Below are 15,032 nucleotides of genomic sequence, written 5' to 3'. Positions count from 1 at the left end.
AATTTTCGTCATTTGATAAAACTAATCTGTTTAAATTATACTTATTCCGATTTTTCTTTTTGTTGCTCCTTTATGAGGAAATAGCGTATATAGTCCGGCTGGTAGAAGTTGCTGCTCCGGTTTTCGTTAGGGCGTGTACTGTAACTTTTGCCCAGTTGTTTTTCTATGTACTCTCCATCTGCTACCATGCCGTATGCCCATGCAAAGTAGTCAGCCGGTTTTACTCTGAAGAATCCTTTTCTACTCCATTTCTTTCCCGGCAGGGGGATGGCAAAATGAAATCCTCCGTTTATCTCTCCGTTTGTACAAAGGGCATACAAGCCGATGGCATATTCTCCGAAGTGCCGCGTACAGTCTCCTCTCACTCCATAATCACCGTAAATATATCTTCCTGCTTTCAAGTCGAACTGCAAGTTGAGGCGTGGTTCGTAGTACGAAGCATTCAGCGAGGCATTGATACGCTGTTTTCTGCCTATATACCAGCCGTCTTCCCGGGTGATGGCAGAGAAACCGGTGGAGCCTGCCGTTCCACCCAGTTCCCAGCGTCCGTTGTTGGTGCGGTATTTTATTTCCAGTTGTGCACCATATCTGTTGTTGGTGAAGTTACCCACTGTCATTTTCCCGAAGATGTTGTGTCTGAAGCGTACATCCTGCGATAGAGCTATGATTCCCGGTCTTATCCGTTTCATTTCTCCACTCAGGTTGGTGGCTACGGGCAGTATCACTTGTGCAGTCATTTTTCCGCCTTTCCACAAAGCCATTTCCACTGCCGGATTCAGGTTGATGGCATACGTATACAGTTCGTCAAACGTATTGTTCTCTAAAAACAAATCGGGATATATCACCAAATCCATCTTCCTGGCAGACGGCGCTTCTTCCTGACCGGCATTTTTCAATGCCTTCATGGCCGCATCCGTATCTACCGTAATTCCCATTTGCTGATATACTTGTGTCAGGCTGATTTCTCCGTTTCTGTATGCTGCCGTCAGTGTATCCGGCAGATTGATGCAAAGCCTGGGAATCCGGTTTTCCAGTACCACCAATTGCAAATCGCCCTTCGTCTTGCTTCCCAAGCAGGCATCTATGGCTTTGCCCACTCCGGTGTAGGTACTTCTATATACATTGTTCTCAAAACTTACAGTGGTTACCCCTGGGGTCTGTGCACATCGTATATTTTCCATACCGATGGCTTTCAGGCTCTCTGTCACTTGGGCATCTGCTATTGCAGAAATACCACAGAACCATACTGCCAGTATCCACTTCAAACCGCTTTTTCTCTTGTTTTTCATCCTACTCTTTAATCCTTAATCCTTCATCCCTCTCTTAGTGCAACAGCCTGCATTCATACCGTATCCCTCCCGATATGCTGTTGAATTCTCTGGTAAACACATGGATGGAGAGATGCCTCCATAATCTGGCGGCAGCTCCCACATTGAAACCTTCCGAATCATATTCGGCCATGACAGTCATTTCCCGGCAGAAAGCAGGGGAGTAGCTGATACCTCCGAAAGGACCGTCCTTTATGCTATGGTCGTTCAGTGGGAAATAGTAACCGGCAGTCAGTGCAAGTCTATCTCCTTTTGCAATAGAGAACCCTTTAGTTAATGCACCATATACAGTAGCAAAATAGTTTATTCCCGTATTTTTGAAAGGATCATCTACACCAAGTAATAAGCTTGGATGAAATTTACCTTCTTTAAGTGGACGTACACGTGCAGTCATAGATCGATCCTGATGGAAATATCCTTCTTTCCCATCGTAACGTTTAGCTTTTTGTAGCGTACACCGATAACTCAACTCCAGAAAAGATAAGAATGTGATGTTGACGAAGTAATTTCCGGTGTTGAAGTTAAACGGTGTCATGCCGTTCGGAAGATAATTGCCGCCTCCCATAAAAGTACCGGCCTCCTGCATATCTGCTGTCGGGATGTTCAGCAGCCCGGTGTTGCCCATGGAATATTGGGCCTGTACTCCCATGCTGCAACCAAGCAGCAGTAGGAGCAGGCACCATTTTCTCATTTTCGTTTTCAGCATGTCTGGGAAGTGTTTTTACCATTCATTTGTGCCCTCATATAGAGTTTCTTCACAAATGCCATGTCGTGTGTCACCATGATTTTCACCAGTTCTTCAAAAGAAGTCTTGCGTGGATTCCAGCCCAGCAATGTTCTGGCTTTGGTCGGGTCACCCAGCAGTTGTTCCACTTCGGCAGGACGGAAGTATTTGGGATCCACTTCCACCAGCACTTTACCGGTTTTGGTATCAATGCCCTTTTCATTCACGCCTTCTCCTTCCCAACGCAGTTCCACACCGGTTTCCTTGAAGGCAAGTGTAGTGAAATCACGTACGGTATGATATTCTCCGGTAGCTATGACAAAATCCTCCGGAGTGTCGTGCTGCAGAATCAGCCACATGCACTCCACGTAATCTTTGGCATATCCCCAGTCGCGCAGCGAATTCAAGTTACCCAGATATAACTTGTCTTGATATCCTTGGGCTATACGTGCTGCCGCTAGTGTAATTTTGCGTGTCACGAAGGTTTCTCCGCGCCGTTCGCTTTCGTGGTTGAAGAGAATGCCGTTTACGGCGAACATGCCGTAGCTTTCCCGGTAATTCTTCGTAATCCAGAAGCCGTATTGTTTGGCCACACCATACGGACTGCGTGGGTAGAACGGGGTTGTCTCTTTCTGTGGTACCTCCTGCACCAGACCGAACAGTTCGGAAGTCGAAGCCTGATAGATTTTCGTCTTTTTCTCCAACCCCAGGATACGTACTGCTTCCAGCATGCGCAGTGTACCTACAGCATCTGCTTCCGCAGTATACTCCGGCACATCGAATGATACTTTCACATGGCTTTGTGCCGCCAGGTTATAGATTTCGTCCGGCTGCACCTGCTGTATGATGCGGATAAGCGAGCTGCTGTCCGTCATGTCCCCGTAGTGCAGGTTTACGAGACGGTTCTTCTTCATGTCACGCACCCATTCATCCAGGTAAAGATGCTCTATGCGTCCGGTGTTGAACGATGACGAACGGCGCAGAATGCCGTGTACTTCATATCCTTTTTCAATTAGGAACTCGGCCAGGAATGAACCGTCCTGACCGGTGATGCCTGAAATCAATGCTATTTTCTTATCCATGATTCGGGTTTTAAAATCAGTTTTTATTTATGTTATGATGTAAATTTCTCTTTTGTGATATTCCATAAGAATAAGCAGTTCCCGATGATATATCTTCTCCACATTCTTTTGGGTTCCTTTATCAGCCGGTACAGCCATTCCAACCCGTGTTCCTGCCACCATACGGGAGCACGTTGCACGTTTTCGGCAAAGAAGTCGAACACAGCGCCAATAGTACCGATGGGACCGTTTACCTCCAGTTCTTTTAGGTGTGCATAAGCCCATTTCTCTTGTTTGGGAGCGGTCATGCCCACCCAGAGCAAATCCGGCTGTGCCCGGTTTACGGCGGCTATCATGGCTTGATTGTCTTCTTGGGTGAATTCCGGCTTGTAGGGTGGGGAATAGGTTTCTACCCGGATATTGGGATATAACCGGACAGCTTTTACCTTTATTTTCCTCAGGGTGTCTTCGCTACTTCCCAGGAAGAAGCAGGTTCCTCCTTTCCGGTTCAGCTTATCCATTTCGTACAGAAACAAGTCCCATCCCGCTGTGCGCTCTATCTTCTCATGTCTTAGGAGTTTGAACGCCAGTACAATGCTTGCTCCGTCTGGAATCAATGCGTCTCCCCTCAGCAAAGCTTCTGCAAAGGCAGGATCTTTCAATGCTGTGTTATACGAGTGCGCATTGATGGTGTTAATCAGCAGTTTGCCTTCGGGCAATGCGTCAAGCTCACTTCTGTGTTCCAGAAGCGAAATCGTCTTTAACTTCAACATGTAAAAAGGAGTATAATTTTCCGCAGAGTACGCTACGCTGTCGCCCGTCACATGGAAAGGTATTTTTGAACGGAACGATGCAATATGTCCGAAAACTGCGGCAAATGTAAAGATTATGTGTGTAATATACAAGAGGAATGTGAAAAATGTAATTTAGTTGGTCTGGTGGTTGATGCAGATACCTTTCAGATACCATTCGTACAAACGGCGTATTCCTTCGTCTATTTCTATTTTATGATGCCATCCCAGGTTATGCAGTTTGGTCACATCCGTCAGTTTGCGCAGTGTGCCGTCCGGTTTCGAGTCATCCCATCGCAGCTCACCTTTGAATCCTATTTCGGCTATAATCTTTTCAGCCACTTCCTTTATGCTGAGTTCCTTTCCGGTGCCCACATTGATGTGGCAGTTGCGTATTTCTTTACTGTCCGGAGCATATGTGTCTTTAAAGTCCACATTCAGCAGTACATGTACACTGGCATCCGCCATTTCTTCGCTCCATAGGAATTCACGCAACGGTTTGCCGGTTCCCCACAAGGTGACCGCTTCCGGGGTTATTCCGAAGTTGGCAAGCTCTGCCAGAATCTCTTCGTTGCCATAGCTGCCGTTTATCCCTTTCACCGGACGCAGGTCGATGTCTTTGCGTACAGCATCCCAATCCCCTTCGTTGAGGCATTTGGCAAGGTAAATCTTGCGGATCATGGCAGGCAGTACATGGCTGTTTTCCAGGTGGAAGTTGTCGTTCGGTCCATATAGGTTGGTAGGCATCACGGCTATGTAGTTGGTGCCGTATTGCAGGTTGAAGCTTTCACACATCTTCAGCCCGGCTATTTTGGCTATGGCATACGGCTCGTTGGTGTATTCCAGCGGAGAGGTCAGCAGCACTTCTTCCTTCATGGGCTGCGGAGCTTCACGTGGGTAGATGCAGGTGCTTCCCAAGAAGAGCAGCTTCTTTACTCCGTGACGGAAACTCTCGCCGATTACGTTCTGCTGGATTTGCAGATTCTGGTAGATAAAGTCCGCCCGGTATTGCAGGTTTGCCATAATGCCACCCACATGGGCGGCAGCCAGTACCACCGCTTCCGGTCGTTCTTCATCGAAGAATTTCTTTACGGCGGTTCCGTCCAGCAAATCCAATTCTTTGTGTGAGCGTCCTACTAAGTTTGTGTAACCTCTTTGTTGCAGGTTGTTCCAGATGGCGGAACCTACTAAACCACGATGCCCCGCTATAAAAATCTTTGCATTTTTTTCTAACATGACTAATACCCTAGTTATAAAATTAATTTTTTCTATTTACTTCTTGTATGAAGCTATACATTCTTTTAAAATATCTTTCATCCGGTTCTCAAACTTTTCCAAAGTGAATTCCCTTTGAAATTTTTCTTTACCGGCTTTACCCATTTCAGCACATATCATGGGATGGTCTATTAAATATTCTATCTTTTCTGCCAGCTGTTGCGGACTATGTTTTTCCACGATAAATCCGGTTTTGCCTTCCTCTATGATATCGGGTATTCCTCCCTCGTTTGTGCTGATGCAGGGTAGTCCCTGTTCCATAGCCTCAAGAAGTACTAATGGGAAACATTCATTATGATAATAAGTGGGAAATATAAATAAGTCTGCTTGTTTAAGAAACAATTCTTTTTCTTCTCTATATTTGGCTCCGTGTGCCTGTATATACTTGTCTAGATTTTTGTGTTTTACCTTTTGGTTGAATTCACTTTCCGCAATGTCACTCCATTTTCCAATGTAATCACAATGAAATGAATAACCATCGTTCTTTACGATGTTTAGTGCATCTATCAAATCCCATACCCCCTTTTCCCTTAACATGTTGCTGAGGAATAATAATTTGAAAGGGTTGTTTCTTTTCTTGGAAAAATCATAGGTTACGTTTTGTGGAATGCCATTGGGACAGTATACCACCTGTTCTGGTTTTACAAATTTTTGGATATCATTGTAGAGTGGGGGAGCCAGCAGTATTATCTGTATATTCTTGAAAAAGGCTTTGTATAACCATTTGTCCGGCCATCGTCCTTCTCTTGATTTCACACCTTTGTTATGAAAATGTATTATGATTTTCTGTCCCAAACATTTTAGCAGGAATAGGGTACAAAAATCTTTGTAGAAAGCCCCACCTTTGGTATTGGGAGTCAAATAGCATAATTGTGACTTTATTCTCTTAACGGTTTTTGCTATTTGTATCTGTTTTTTTAAGTAAACAATAAGTTTCCTTATTCCTCCTTTTCCTATGTCATTGATATCTTTGGCAAGAGTTAAGTTAAGATAATGGCAGTCAAAAGCTTCGTTTATCACTTTGCTGTCATGGATATATTCCCCCATCATGGATGCACCGTGTACGGGTGGGGGCATGTGCATTATAAAAAGAACTCTTGGTTTCATGTTTCGTTTAATCAAATTCAAAGTATAGACTTCAACCAGTGTGCTATGGCGAGGTTACCATTATCAGTTTGATACCTTTCTCGTGGCATATATTGATGATGTACCTATTGTTTATGTGAACTTTACTACTTCCGGTGATACTCCCTGTATTGCAGCAACTTCGCCAACATCCACCAAGTAATAGGAGTATGTTTCGTCATATTCATGAGTTTACCAATGGGGTCCTTCACAAAATATCTGCCATATTTCAAAGCCTCTTGACGGCTCAATGTCAAACGACCGGAGAGAAGTTGGCAATAAGTGAGGTTGCGTGAAATACGGCCACGGGCTTTTAAATAACCTGCAGGTAGTTCATTGGGCAGGCGTGTAACAATGCGCTTTTCCCAATCAGCAATACTGGGCGCGTTGCTCCAGCGTATCATCATTTTGTTTAACCAGCCTTGACTACGGGTCACGTCTCCACCATCGCTTACAAAAAGAATTTCCGGGATAAATCCCCATTGTCCATAGGTAGATACCATAGCCCAAAACTCCAAATCTTCAGTGATGCGAAGGTCTTTACGTTGTCCTCCAATTATATTAATCACTTCTTTGCGGATTAAGACACTTCCTGTACAGACATGCATGTGCTTTGCCCAGAAAGTGAAAAAATCTTCTAAGATGAAAGCTTCTTTATACTCTTGGTAGCAACTGGGGATTTCAAATGAACCGGAGACAGTGAGGTGACGTTGCGCAACATTTACTGCCACACAATCAGGATGGTTGTCCAAAAATGAAACAGTTTTTTCGATAAAACCTTGTTCCCAATAATCGTCTGCATCCAAATAAGCGCAATAGCGACCTTGTGCTGTCTTAATCCCATTGTTACGGGCAGCAGAAGGTCCTTCGTTTTTTTGTCGTAACAATGTGATGTTGGCTTCTTTTCGGGTTTTGATAATCTCTATGGAGTTATCTTTGCTCCCATCATCAATGAGAATAACCTCTATAGCGTAAGATGTTTGCTGGTTGAAAATAGAATCTAATGTGCGGTTAATGGATGGGGCGGCATTATAAACCGGTATGATTACAGATAAATCTATCATAGCATTTTATGGATGTGTACATATGTTTAACAAATTATCCAAGTAGGCTTTCGACTTAATCAATTCGCGTTGCTTGGTGTGATTGATCTGTTCGTAATTGAAAGGGTAATAATAAGCTTTTTCCCATTTTTCGGGGTTGTCCAATATACATTGGTTTATTCCGAAGAGGGTCATCAAGCTTTCCATACGTGAATTCACTTTATGTCGATGTCTGTTAAATACGAAGACAGGTTTGTTGAACATAATGGAGAATGCCGTGCCATGAAACGAATTGGATATAAATGCTTTGCAGTGATAAATCATCGAAACAAACTCACGAGGACCTGCTTTCATGAAGTTTCTGTCGGCATAAAGCAACGGGTAAGTATCTGCTATGACATAAATCTTCAGGTGATGACGGCGTGCATACTCCTTAGCAAAACGTTTCAACTCTTTATTTCCTTCAAAGTCGTAAATCAACAGATAATCTTCTTTGGAGATGTTTGTTACCATCAATTGTTTCCATTGTTCTATAGGGAGTAAGAATACGGGGTCGAGTACCCATTCCCCCGGAATGTTCATCTCCCTGAGCAACTGCAATCCATGACTCTCCCTTACAGACACAGCATCAAACGTCCGCAGGCATTCGGCAATTTTTTTTTTCTCCTTCTGGGGAATATCCACGTAAGAGAAGCTGGCAGCGTATGATGCTTTTCTGCCCTTTGTTACGAATTCGAGATAGAAAGCCGGATCGCGTCCCGCTTCGTAAAACACGTTCCATATTTGGTCGCTCCCTACCACGTAGAGGTCGGCTTCCGGTGGATTCTGGCACAGCTTTTCGAGCGTGCGGTATTCTCGTGTCTGCTTCAGATACGAGTCGATGAAACGGTCGAACTGCCGTTTGCGGCCCATGGTGGTTTGCCGTTGCAGGTACTTCATCACGCGATATGCTATGCGTGTCACGGCATACCGGCTCAGTTTCGATTCCGGGTTCACCCATCGGTAGTCATACTTTCGTGTCAGATATTCCGGTTGGTAGTTTATTAGCACCGCATCGTGTCCCATACATTGCAGATAGGTCTGCAAGGCGTATGCCTGTAGTGCTGCACCGTAGTTATAAACATTGTATGTAGTAAGGGTAAGTATTTTCATATAGGTTATTTTCTTATAATCATATTCTTGAGAACAATGTCAGGCATAGAACAAACAGCTGAGCATTTGAACCCACAAATAGGATACAATGTCTTAAATATTTTAGATCGCCATGTCTTCTTCATAGGGAATCTCAGTTGCTTGTTGCCGGCAATGGCTTCCTCCATCGGTCTTTCCACCATGTTCACCTCTGAAACTATATTCCGGAGCATGGCATGACCTTTCTCTGAGTTGACTAACGCAAGTGATAATCCGTAGTCAGTATTCGTATGTATTTGGGATTTGTCCACTCCCCAGAAATCCCCGATGGTCAGGTCACTGACTCTCTCACTTCGGGTATATTTGCATTCGTGGCAACTGTCTCTGCAAAAAATAGCTTTAAAAAATCCCTTCATGTATAAGTCGATATGTAATTCTCTTTTATAAATTATTTTTCCAGACTTATATATTTTTAATCTGTAAGCAGTGTCGTCACGGAAAGTTAATTTGTCAATGTTGCATTCTACGATATCAGTAGGCAAACTTGATTTGAACAGTTGTATGGATGGAACTCCGTGGCAAATTACGTCCACAGTAAACAGATTGGTTCCAAACTTTTTAGTATACAGAGCCACTGTGGCTACTTGACATGGTGTACCGATGAATAATACTTTTTTCCCATTCTTCAAATCATTTGCTATTTGCGAGTGGATACCTGCCAAGTTACTCTGTACATATTTTGAGCTTTTCAGCTTTTCCAATTCATCCGCAGATGAGCAACGGATATGCTTTATAGAAAAAGGTTTCTCGAAAGCGCATCCGTAAACGATACCTCCTTCTGCTATCATCCGTTCGGACAATACCGCAGCCAATCCACCTGAAGAACTCTGCCGCCTTAGCGTATCGTCCTTTCTCCACAAAGCATACGCCTTATCCGGTTTTCTATAATCGGGTTTCTGTATAGCGGGGCAACTTTTTACACACAAGCCACAGTTGATGCACTGTGTCTCTTCTGCATGCGTATGTATATGTCCCAAAGAATCATTGGATATATGAATGCAATGTTTCGGGCATCTGTCAACGCACGATAGACATCCAACACAATTGTGTACATTGTTGATATTGTTCATTTACCAGTTTTTTTATCTAAACTACGAATAATAGCATCGTATTCGCGTTGTGCACAATTTTCCGTATTGAATGGTTTTTCAAGTTCAATCGATGCCTGTCCCATGGCTTTCAAGTCGTGATGGTGAAAGTATTCTAAAGCTTTCAGCATAGAATCATTTTTTAGTGGATCGAAAATAGTGCCATTGACATCCTCTTTTATCAACTCAGAATAACAGCCGTTGTAAATGGATGTTGCAACAGGCAACCCACATGCCATAGCCTCTGGGATGACAAGGCTCCAGTTGTCTTGCAAAGTCGGCAGAATGAATACATCTGCAATTGCATAATATTTGTATACATATTGGTAGGCAATAAATCCGAGGAAATGTATGCTGTCATATGTTGCATATTTATCTTTCAAATAATCGTATTCCTCTCCTTTACCTATAAGTACAAGCTGGTCTTTGGGATTTTTTTTTATATGAGTTTCCCATGCCAGCAAAAGATGTGGAACTCCTTTTGGGGTATGTATCTGACCGGAAAACAGATATATCAGCCCTTTTTTCTCTTGCTTTATGTTTAACAATGATTTTATAAATTCATTGTCTTCGTTTTGAGGGTTGTAATTTTTTACGGCTTCCGCAAGCCCTTTACCATCGGCACTCATCCCTCCAATGTGTATTTTTTTAGATTTTATTCCTATGCTTTCAAGGTATTTTTGAGTTTCTTTTCCATTAACAAGATAACCTTTGATGAATAGATTGAAAAATTTGCGCTGCCAAGTTATAATCCGCTTTGCATTTCTCTCAGTGTGTGGCGTACGTTCGTAACCAATAAATAAAGGTGTAAGGGTTAGAATAGAATATAACAACACTAAGGGAGTCCATTGGAAAAATCCTTCGCTTATCAATACATCCGGTTTGATTTTCTTTATGGATCTAATCAATCCTTTTGTGATGGGTATTCTTTTCCCTTGCCTTCCATTGTATTTTTTGAAAGACATTTCATAAGTATTGAAGAGTTTTTCATTTTCAAAAGGCAAGGCATTTCTACCCAAAACTTCCGGAATTTGTTTAAGCAAATGTTCATTATGTCTTAATTTATAACGAACAGTGGAATACATGACATAGAAATTGCCGTCAAACAATTCGTTCAGTCTTTTATAAAAGGGTAGTCTATAATCCAGAAATATCGGGTTGCAATATAATACTTTCATACTATTTTGTGTTAAAGCAGTTTTTTATATCCTTAATGCTACTTGGAAACAGAATTCGTTTTAAGAACATTCTTTTATTGATACATCTAGAAATAAATAGCGATAAACAGACAGATGCAATAAATATAAATACACCGGTAATCAAGTTGTTGGGTAAGAGCGCACATAAGATGTTTATGATGAACATATTTAACAAATATATTCCCAGGGAATTCTCTCCTATTGTTTTTAACCACTTGAAATGAAGGTGTGGCAACAATGCCAATAGAAGCAGAAAGAATGTCGGTACAAGCAAGGTGTTTCCCATAGGTACACGTATATCCATAAACTGTAATATGTTTATTACAACAAACACAACAGCTCCTGCATATTTCATATAGGCAGATAGGCTGTTTAAAGCAGATGCCATCCAGCCGTATGCAAAATATCCTATTGCCAGTCCGATGCCTAAGGGCATTGTATTCTTGAACCAATAAAATTCTTCCCAAGTACATCCCCATGTGACAACAGACAATATTATCATTATCCCATAGAGCCACTTGTGTTTCAACGACAGAAGGTACAAGATAAAGAACGAACAATAGGTGGGCAGAAACCAAGGGAATACAAAATTGTAGTATTTGCTCAAATGTGTCTGTGTACCCAAAAGAATGGCTGATAGGTGTCCCCATTCCAGCCCGATTTTATGGAAATAAATGCAACTTGTAAGGTAACAAGCTGACAAAATCCATAAATAAGGCACCCAGTTCCTGACAATGATATCTCTCAGGTGCTCCCAACTCGTGTCAGCTTTCATTTTATAGAAGAATGGCAATATGAAGAATTCGATTACGTGGAATTTGTATAATTGGATTTGTAGTCTCACATATTCTCCATCCATAAGAAAGTGATTATGTCCCAATACTATTAGCAGGATAAGAATCCCCTTTATTATATTGCTCTCATCGCGAGTAAGATATATCGTTTCTTTCATATCCTGTTTCCTATTGCTAAAGAATAAGTTTTTGGGGACAATTTAATCCAGCCTTGTCCTATAAGTATTATTAAGTACGAAATCATAATTGGCAGTAATATGTATGTGATCGTTGCGATGATATCGTTGCCATAGAAGATGTGTGCGATGCCTTGTTTGAATAATTTCATAGGATAGAAATGCATCACATAGATGAGAAATGAGAAAGTCGAAAGATGCAGCATTTTTTGCCGCCACGTTTCCGGTATATGGTTCAGCAGTTGCCAGAACGCTACTATGCCTGTCATATCTGTCAGCTTGTGTATCCATTCGTTGAAAGTCATAAAGCCGGTAAAGCAGGCTGCAAACCAGATGGCTGAGATGGCAAGAGTTGGTGCAAGGCGCATCCTGACAGATAGCATTTCCGGGTGTTTGCCTATCAATCCTCCCAATACAAAAAATACTAAACATTCAGAGGACAAGACTGAGCAATCTATAGGTTTCCATAGATAGAACAATACGGTCACAGTTATCCATATCGGCAACGATGATTTTATGCGGAACAGCCATCCATATATAGGATATAACATCATCACAACCATCAAATCCCTGACATACCACAACGGACCGTACCAATGGCTGTTGAACAGATTCTGAATCACCGAGAATATATCCGTGCCAACGGCTTTTTTGTCAAAAGGCAATAAGCACAAGGCTCCTGTTACATTCCAAATTACGAATGGAATGAACAACGTATGTATTTTTTTGATGATCATTTGTCTATAGCTTTGCGGTTCATAATAGTTCTTTCCTAAAAAGAAAAAACCGGATACCATAAAAAAATAAGGAACTGCTATTTGAGTAAGACGCATGCAAGAGTCTTCCACTATTCCGTTCAATCCTTGTGGACTCCACGAATGGAAGAATGCAAGGTAGTTGAGTGAATGCCTATATACTACCATTAGAGTACAGATAAAACCCGCAATGCTGATTTTTACACTTAAATCTTTATTCATCTTCGTATCAATTGTTCAAGACGTTGCGCTCTTTTAAAATGATAACCGGCAACTATTATGGCAAAGTAAGCAATTGTGATGACGCATGCCTTGCCCGAAAGGAAACCGTAGGAATATCCGTTGACCAAAGCCACCACCATGGCACACATAAGTCCCAAGTAGCCGCGCTTCAAGCTGTTTTTGAAAAATGAAAAAAGCGAGGTCACGAAATGCAGAGCTGCCAGTACGCAACCCGCATACCCTAAGCTGCCGTAGAAACCTATGTAGTTGTTATGAGCATCGGGTGAAAGCACGGTGCCTTTGACCGATACCACGCGTTCGGCACAAGCAAAGCCCCATCCGAACATGGGTTTTTGGGCTGCAAAATACAATATCTGTTCCCACAATCGGTCGCGCCCAGTGGCACTTTCAATAGTTGCTTTTGTTTTACCTGGCATGATGAGCAACAATAAGTCCATAAGTTGGTCTTGGTAGATAAATGCAAAAATGCCAATACATGCCATTAAAGCTCCCCACATGGCATGACCGCTGAACAGCATGGCTGTGCCTATGCCGGCGACACAAGATGCATTGGCACCGCTTGATGTACTCGTAACAAGCAATACGAAACTTATCAGCATGACCATTCTGAAAAACCTCAGGCGTTTCTTGTCTTTTTTTTCCTTTATCCATTCTGCAAAGCAATAGGCAAAACACATGGCAGAACAAGTACCCGTTTGCAGCAAATGAATGAAGATAGGCCATCCTACATTGTATCTTCCACCGATAGCACTGAAAAAGGCCATTGCCATAATGAGATATACCAAACTCTTTTCCACACCGTCAAATGTTTTTGGCATGCTTAGCAGCCAAAAAGTCAAAGCCATTAGTATAAAATTCTGTATGCTCAAGAATGCGGAGAATGCAGGCATGAACGCCCATGTGGCACTCAACAACGCATAGAAATATAATAGTAGCAATGTGCGTATCGGTGGATTCGATATTCTGAATATTCCCACAACTTTCCTTTGCCAATGAGAATATACAATAAATAACATACTGAAAAGGGATATTATTTGCAAGGCTTGTGCAAAGCCTCCATCTCCTGCTGGCATAAATATGGTCCTATATATCCACAATAGGAAGAAAGCCGTTATCCAACGGAACTTTTTCCCCCAGCTTGTTTTAATGTCTTTGTAGAGTTGCTTTAAACTGTTCATTTACCAATATGATGAATGATTACTTCTTGTATTTTGCTTATTATGTGGTGGAAAAATTATAAAGCACACTTCTTTTGCGGCCGTGTAATTTTATACCTTGAAACAATATTCTATAAACGAAAGTGTATAGTCTGAAGATGGTTCTGCTTCTTATGAATTCAAGGAATTTTTTATCATTGTTTTGCAGTAGTGCTTTTAAATTATTGTCATTCTTCACATATTCATAAATGACGTTATACCAAGTGTTATCCCAACCTATTTCCGGTGTAAAGAAACATTTTATATGCACCATTATTCTGTTACGTTCAATGGTCTGCATGATTTTTGAAGATGCTCCCGTTGCAATTTGCAGCATCATTTTTCCGAAAGATTCATGATACTCATGTGAAAGGACTCGTGTCTGCATCATTGAACTGCTATTAATATAGTATGCGCATACAACATTGTCTATAGCTGCGTATCTTTTAACGCCACGCCAAATGGACTGGTTGGTTATCCAGTCTTCTCCGATGGATATGTTTGTCGCAGACTTGAATATTTCTTCAGAAAATAATGTCTTTCTGTAAATGCCCCCCCATAAATAAGGCAATATGTGATAAGACAACAGAGCAAACAGATAGTTCTCCTCCCCAACGATTTCTTTTCCTGACAAGATTGGTGTTTCAATACTTGATGTACCATTATTCCGCACTCTCAGGTTAGCCCCTTTTACTATATCGTATTTACTTTCTATAGCTTTGGCATATAATGAACTTAAGGCTTTAGGTAAGAGATAATCATCTGGATCCAAAAACACCAAATATTCCCCTTTGGCATGTTCAAATCCGGCCTTTCGTGCCGCATGTGCCCCTCTATTTTCTTGATGTATCACTTTTATCCGTGTGTCCTTTGCCGTAAACGCATCGCACATCTGCGGACAACGGTCAGGGCTGCCGTCGTCAACAAGTATCATTTCCCAATTCGTGAAGTCCTGCGCAAGTACGGAGTCCACGCAACGTTGGAGATATTTTTCCACGTTATAAACGGGAACCAATATGGAAATCTTAGGAGTATTCATCATT

Annotated in this window: 14 protein-coding genes; all 14 read right to left on the bottom strand. The window is 42.0% G+C overall.

All coding sequences use genetic code 11. The annotated features are described in order from the left end of the window. Positions 1–41: 41 nt before the first annotated feature. On the bottom strand, positions 42–1,289 hold the full coding sequence (locus HUX74_RS01930; protein WP_174646114.1) for a YjbH domain-containing protein: 1,248 nt from the start codon (positions 1,287–1,289) through the stop codon (positions 42–44). Between the two features lie 34 nt (positions 1,290–1,323). Beyond that, positions 1,324–2,034: a YjbH domain-containing protein gene (locus HUX74_RS01925; RefSeq protein WP_174646113.1), complete on the bottom strand. Its 711-nt coding sequence runs from the start codon at positions 2,032–2,034 to the stop codon at positions 1,324–1,326. Further along, on the bottom strand, positions 2,028–3,134 hold the full coding sequence (gene gmd, locus HUX74_RS01920) for a GDP-mannose 4,6-dehydratase (protein WP_174646112.1): 1,107 nt from the start codon (positions 3,132–3,134) through the stop codon (positions 2,028–2,030). Before gmd ends, HUX74_RS01925 begins: the two co-directional genes overlap by 7 nt. A 32-nt stretch (positions 3,135–3,166) precedes the next feature. Further along, complete coding sequence (locus tag HUX74_RS01915) at positions 3,167–3,886, bottom strand: WecB/TagA/CpsF family glycosyltransferase (protein ID WP_117962887.1); 720 nt, start codon at positions 3,884–3,886, stop codon at positions 3,167–3,169. A gap of 153 nt (positions 3,887–4,039) precedes the next feature. After that, a complete protein-coding gene (locus HUX74_RS01910) occupies positions 4,040–5,140 on the bottom strand; it encodes a GDP-L-fucose synthase (protein WP_174646111.1) in 1,101 nt (366 codons plus the stop codon). 36 nt (positions 5,141–5,176) lie between these two features. Then, entirely contained in the window at positions 5,177–6,286 is a 1,110-nt protein-coding gene (locus tag HUX74_RS01905) for a glycosyltransferase family 4 protein (protein ID WP_254592824.1), read from the bottom strand. A gap of 125 nt (positions 6,287–6,411) precedes the next feature. Then, positions 6,412–7,368, bottom strand: coding sequence for a glycosyltransferase family 2 protein (locus tag HUX74_RS01900; RefSeq protein WP_174646110.1), 957 nt, complete (start codon positions 7,366–7,368; stop codon positions 6,412–6,414). Between the two features lie 6 nt (positions 7,369–7,374). Next, positions 7,375–8,499: a polysaccharide pyruvyl transferase family protein gene (locus HUX74_RS01895; RefSeq protein ID WP_035448100.1), complete on the bottom strand. Its 1,125-nt coding sequence runs from the start codon at positions 8,497–8,499 to the stop codon at positions 7,375–7,377. 5 nt (positions 8,500–8,504) lie between these two features. Beyond that, positions 8,505–9,608: a Coenzyme F420 hydrogenase/dehydrogenase, beta subunit C-terminal domain gene (locus HUX74_RS01890; RefSeq protein WP_081030710.1), complete on the bottom strand. Its 1,104-nt coding sequence runs from the start codon at positions 9,606–9,608 to the stop codon at positions 8,505–8,507. After that, positions 9,605–10,804 (bottom strand): glycosyltransferase family 4 protein, encoded by a 1,200-nt coding sequence (locus HUX74_RS01885; protein ID WP_057281823.1) that lies wholly within the window; start codon positions 10,802–10,804, stop codon positions 9,605–9,607. The genes HUX74_RS01890 and HUX74_RS01885 overlap by 4 nt, the downstream gene beginning before the upstream one ends. A 1-nt stretch (position 10,805) precedes the next feature. Continuing rightward, positions 10,806–11,777 (bottom strand): acyltransferase family protein, encoded by a 972-nt coding sequence (locus tag HUX74_RS20990; protein ID WP_174646109.1) that lies wholly within the window; start codon positions 11,775–11,777, stop codon positions 10,806–10,808. Beyond that, positions 11,774–12,772 (bottom strand): acyltransferase, encoded by a 999-nt coding sequence (locus HUX74_RS01875; RefSeq protein WP_035448107.1) that lies wholly within the window; start codon positions 12,770–12,772, stop codon positions 11,774–11,776. The genes HUX74_RS20990 and HUX74_RS01875 overlap by 4 nt, the downstream gene beginning before the upstream one ends. Next, positions 12,769–13,971: an O-antigen ligase gene (locus HUX74_RS01870; RefSeq protein WP_174646108.1), complete on the bottom strand. Its 1,203-nt coding sequence runs from the start codon at positions 13,969–13,971 to the stop codon at positions 12,769–12,771. The genes HUX74_RS01875 and HUX74_RS01870 overlap by 4 nt, the downstream gene beginning before the upstream one ends. Positions 13,972–14,011: 40 nt before the next feature. Then, positions 14,012–15,031, bottom strand: coding sequence for a glycosyltransferase family 2 protein (locus tag HUX74_RS01865; RefSeq protein WP_051642913.1), 1,020 nt, complete (start codon positions 15,029–15,031; stop codon positions 14,012–14,014). Position 15,032: the final 1 nt, after the last annotated feature.

This window comes from Bacteroides sp. Marseille-P8574 (assembly GCF_902825465.1).
Classification (GTDB): domain Bacteria; phylum Bacteroidota; class Bacteroidia; order Bacteroidales; family Bacteroidaceae; genus Bacteroides; species Bacteroides uniformis.
The sequence above is the reverse complement of the archived record's forward strand: the minus strand, read 5'-3'. Positions and strand labels throughout refer to the sequence as shown.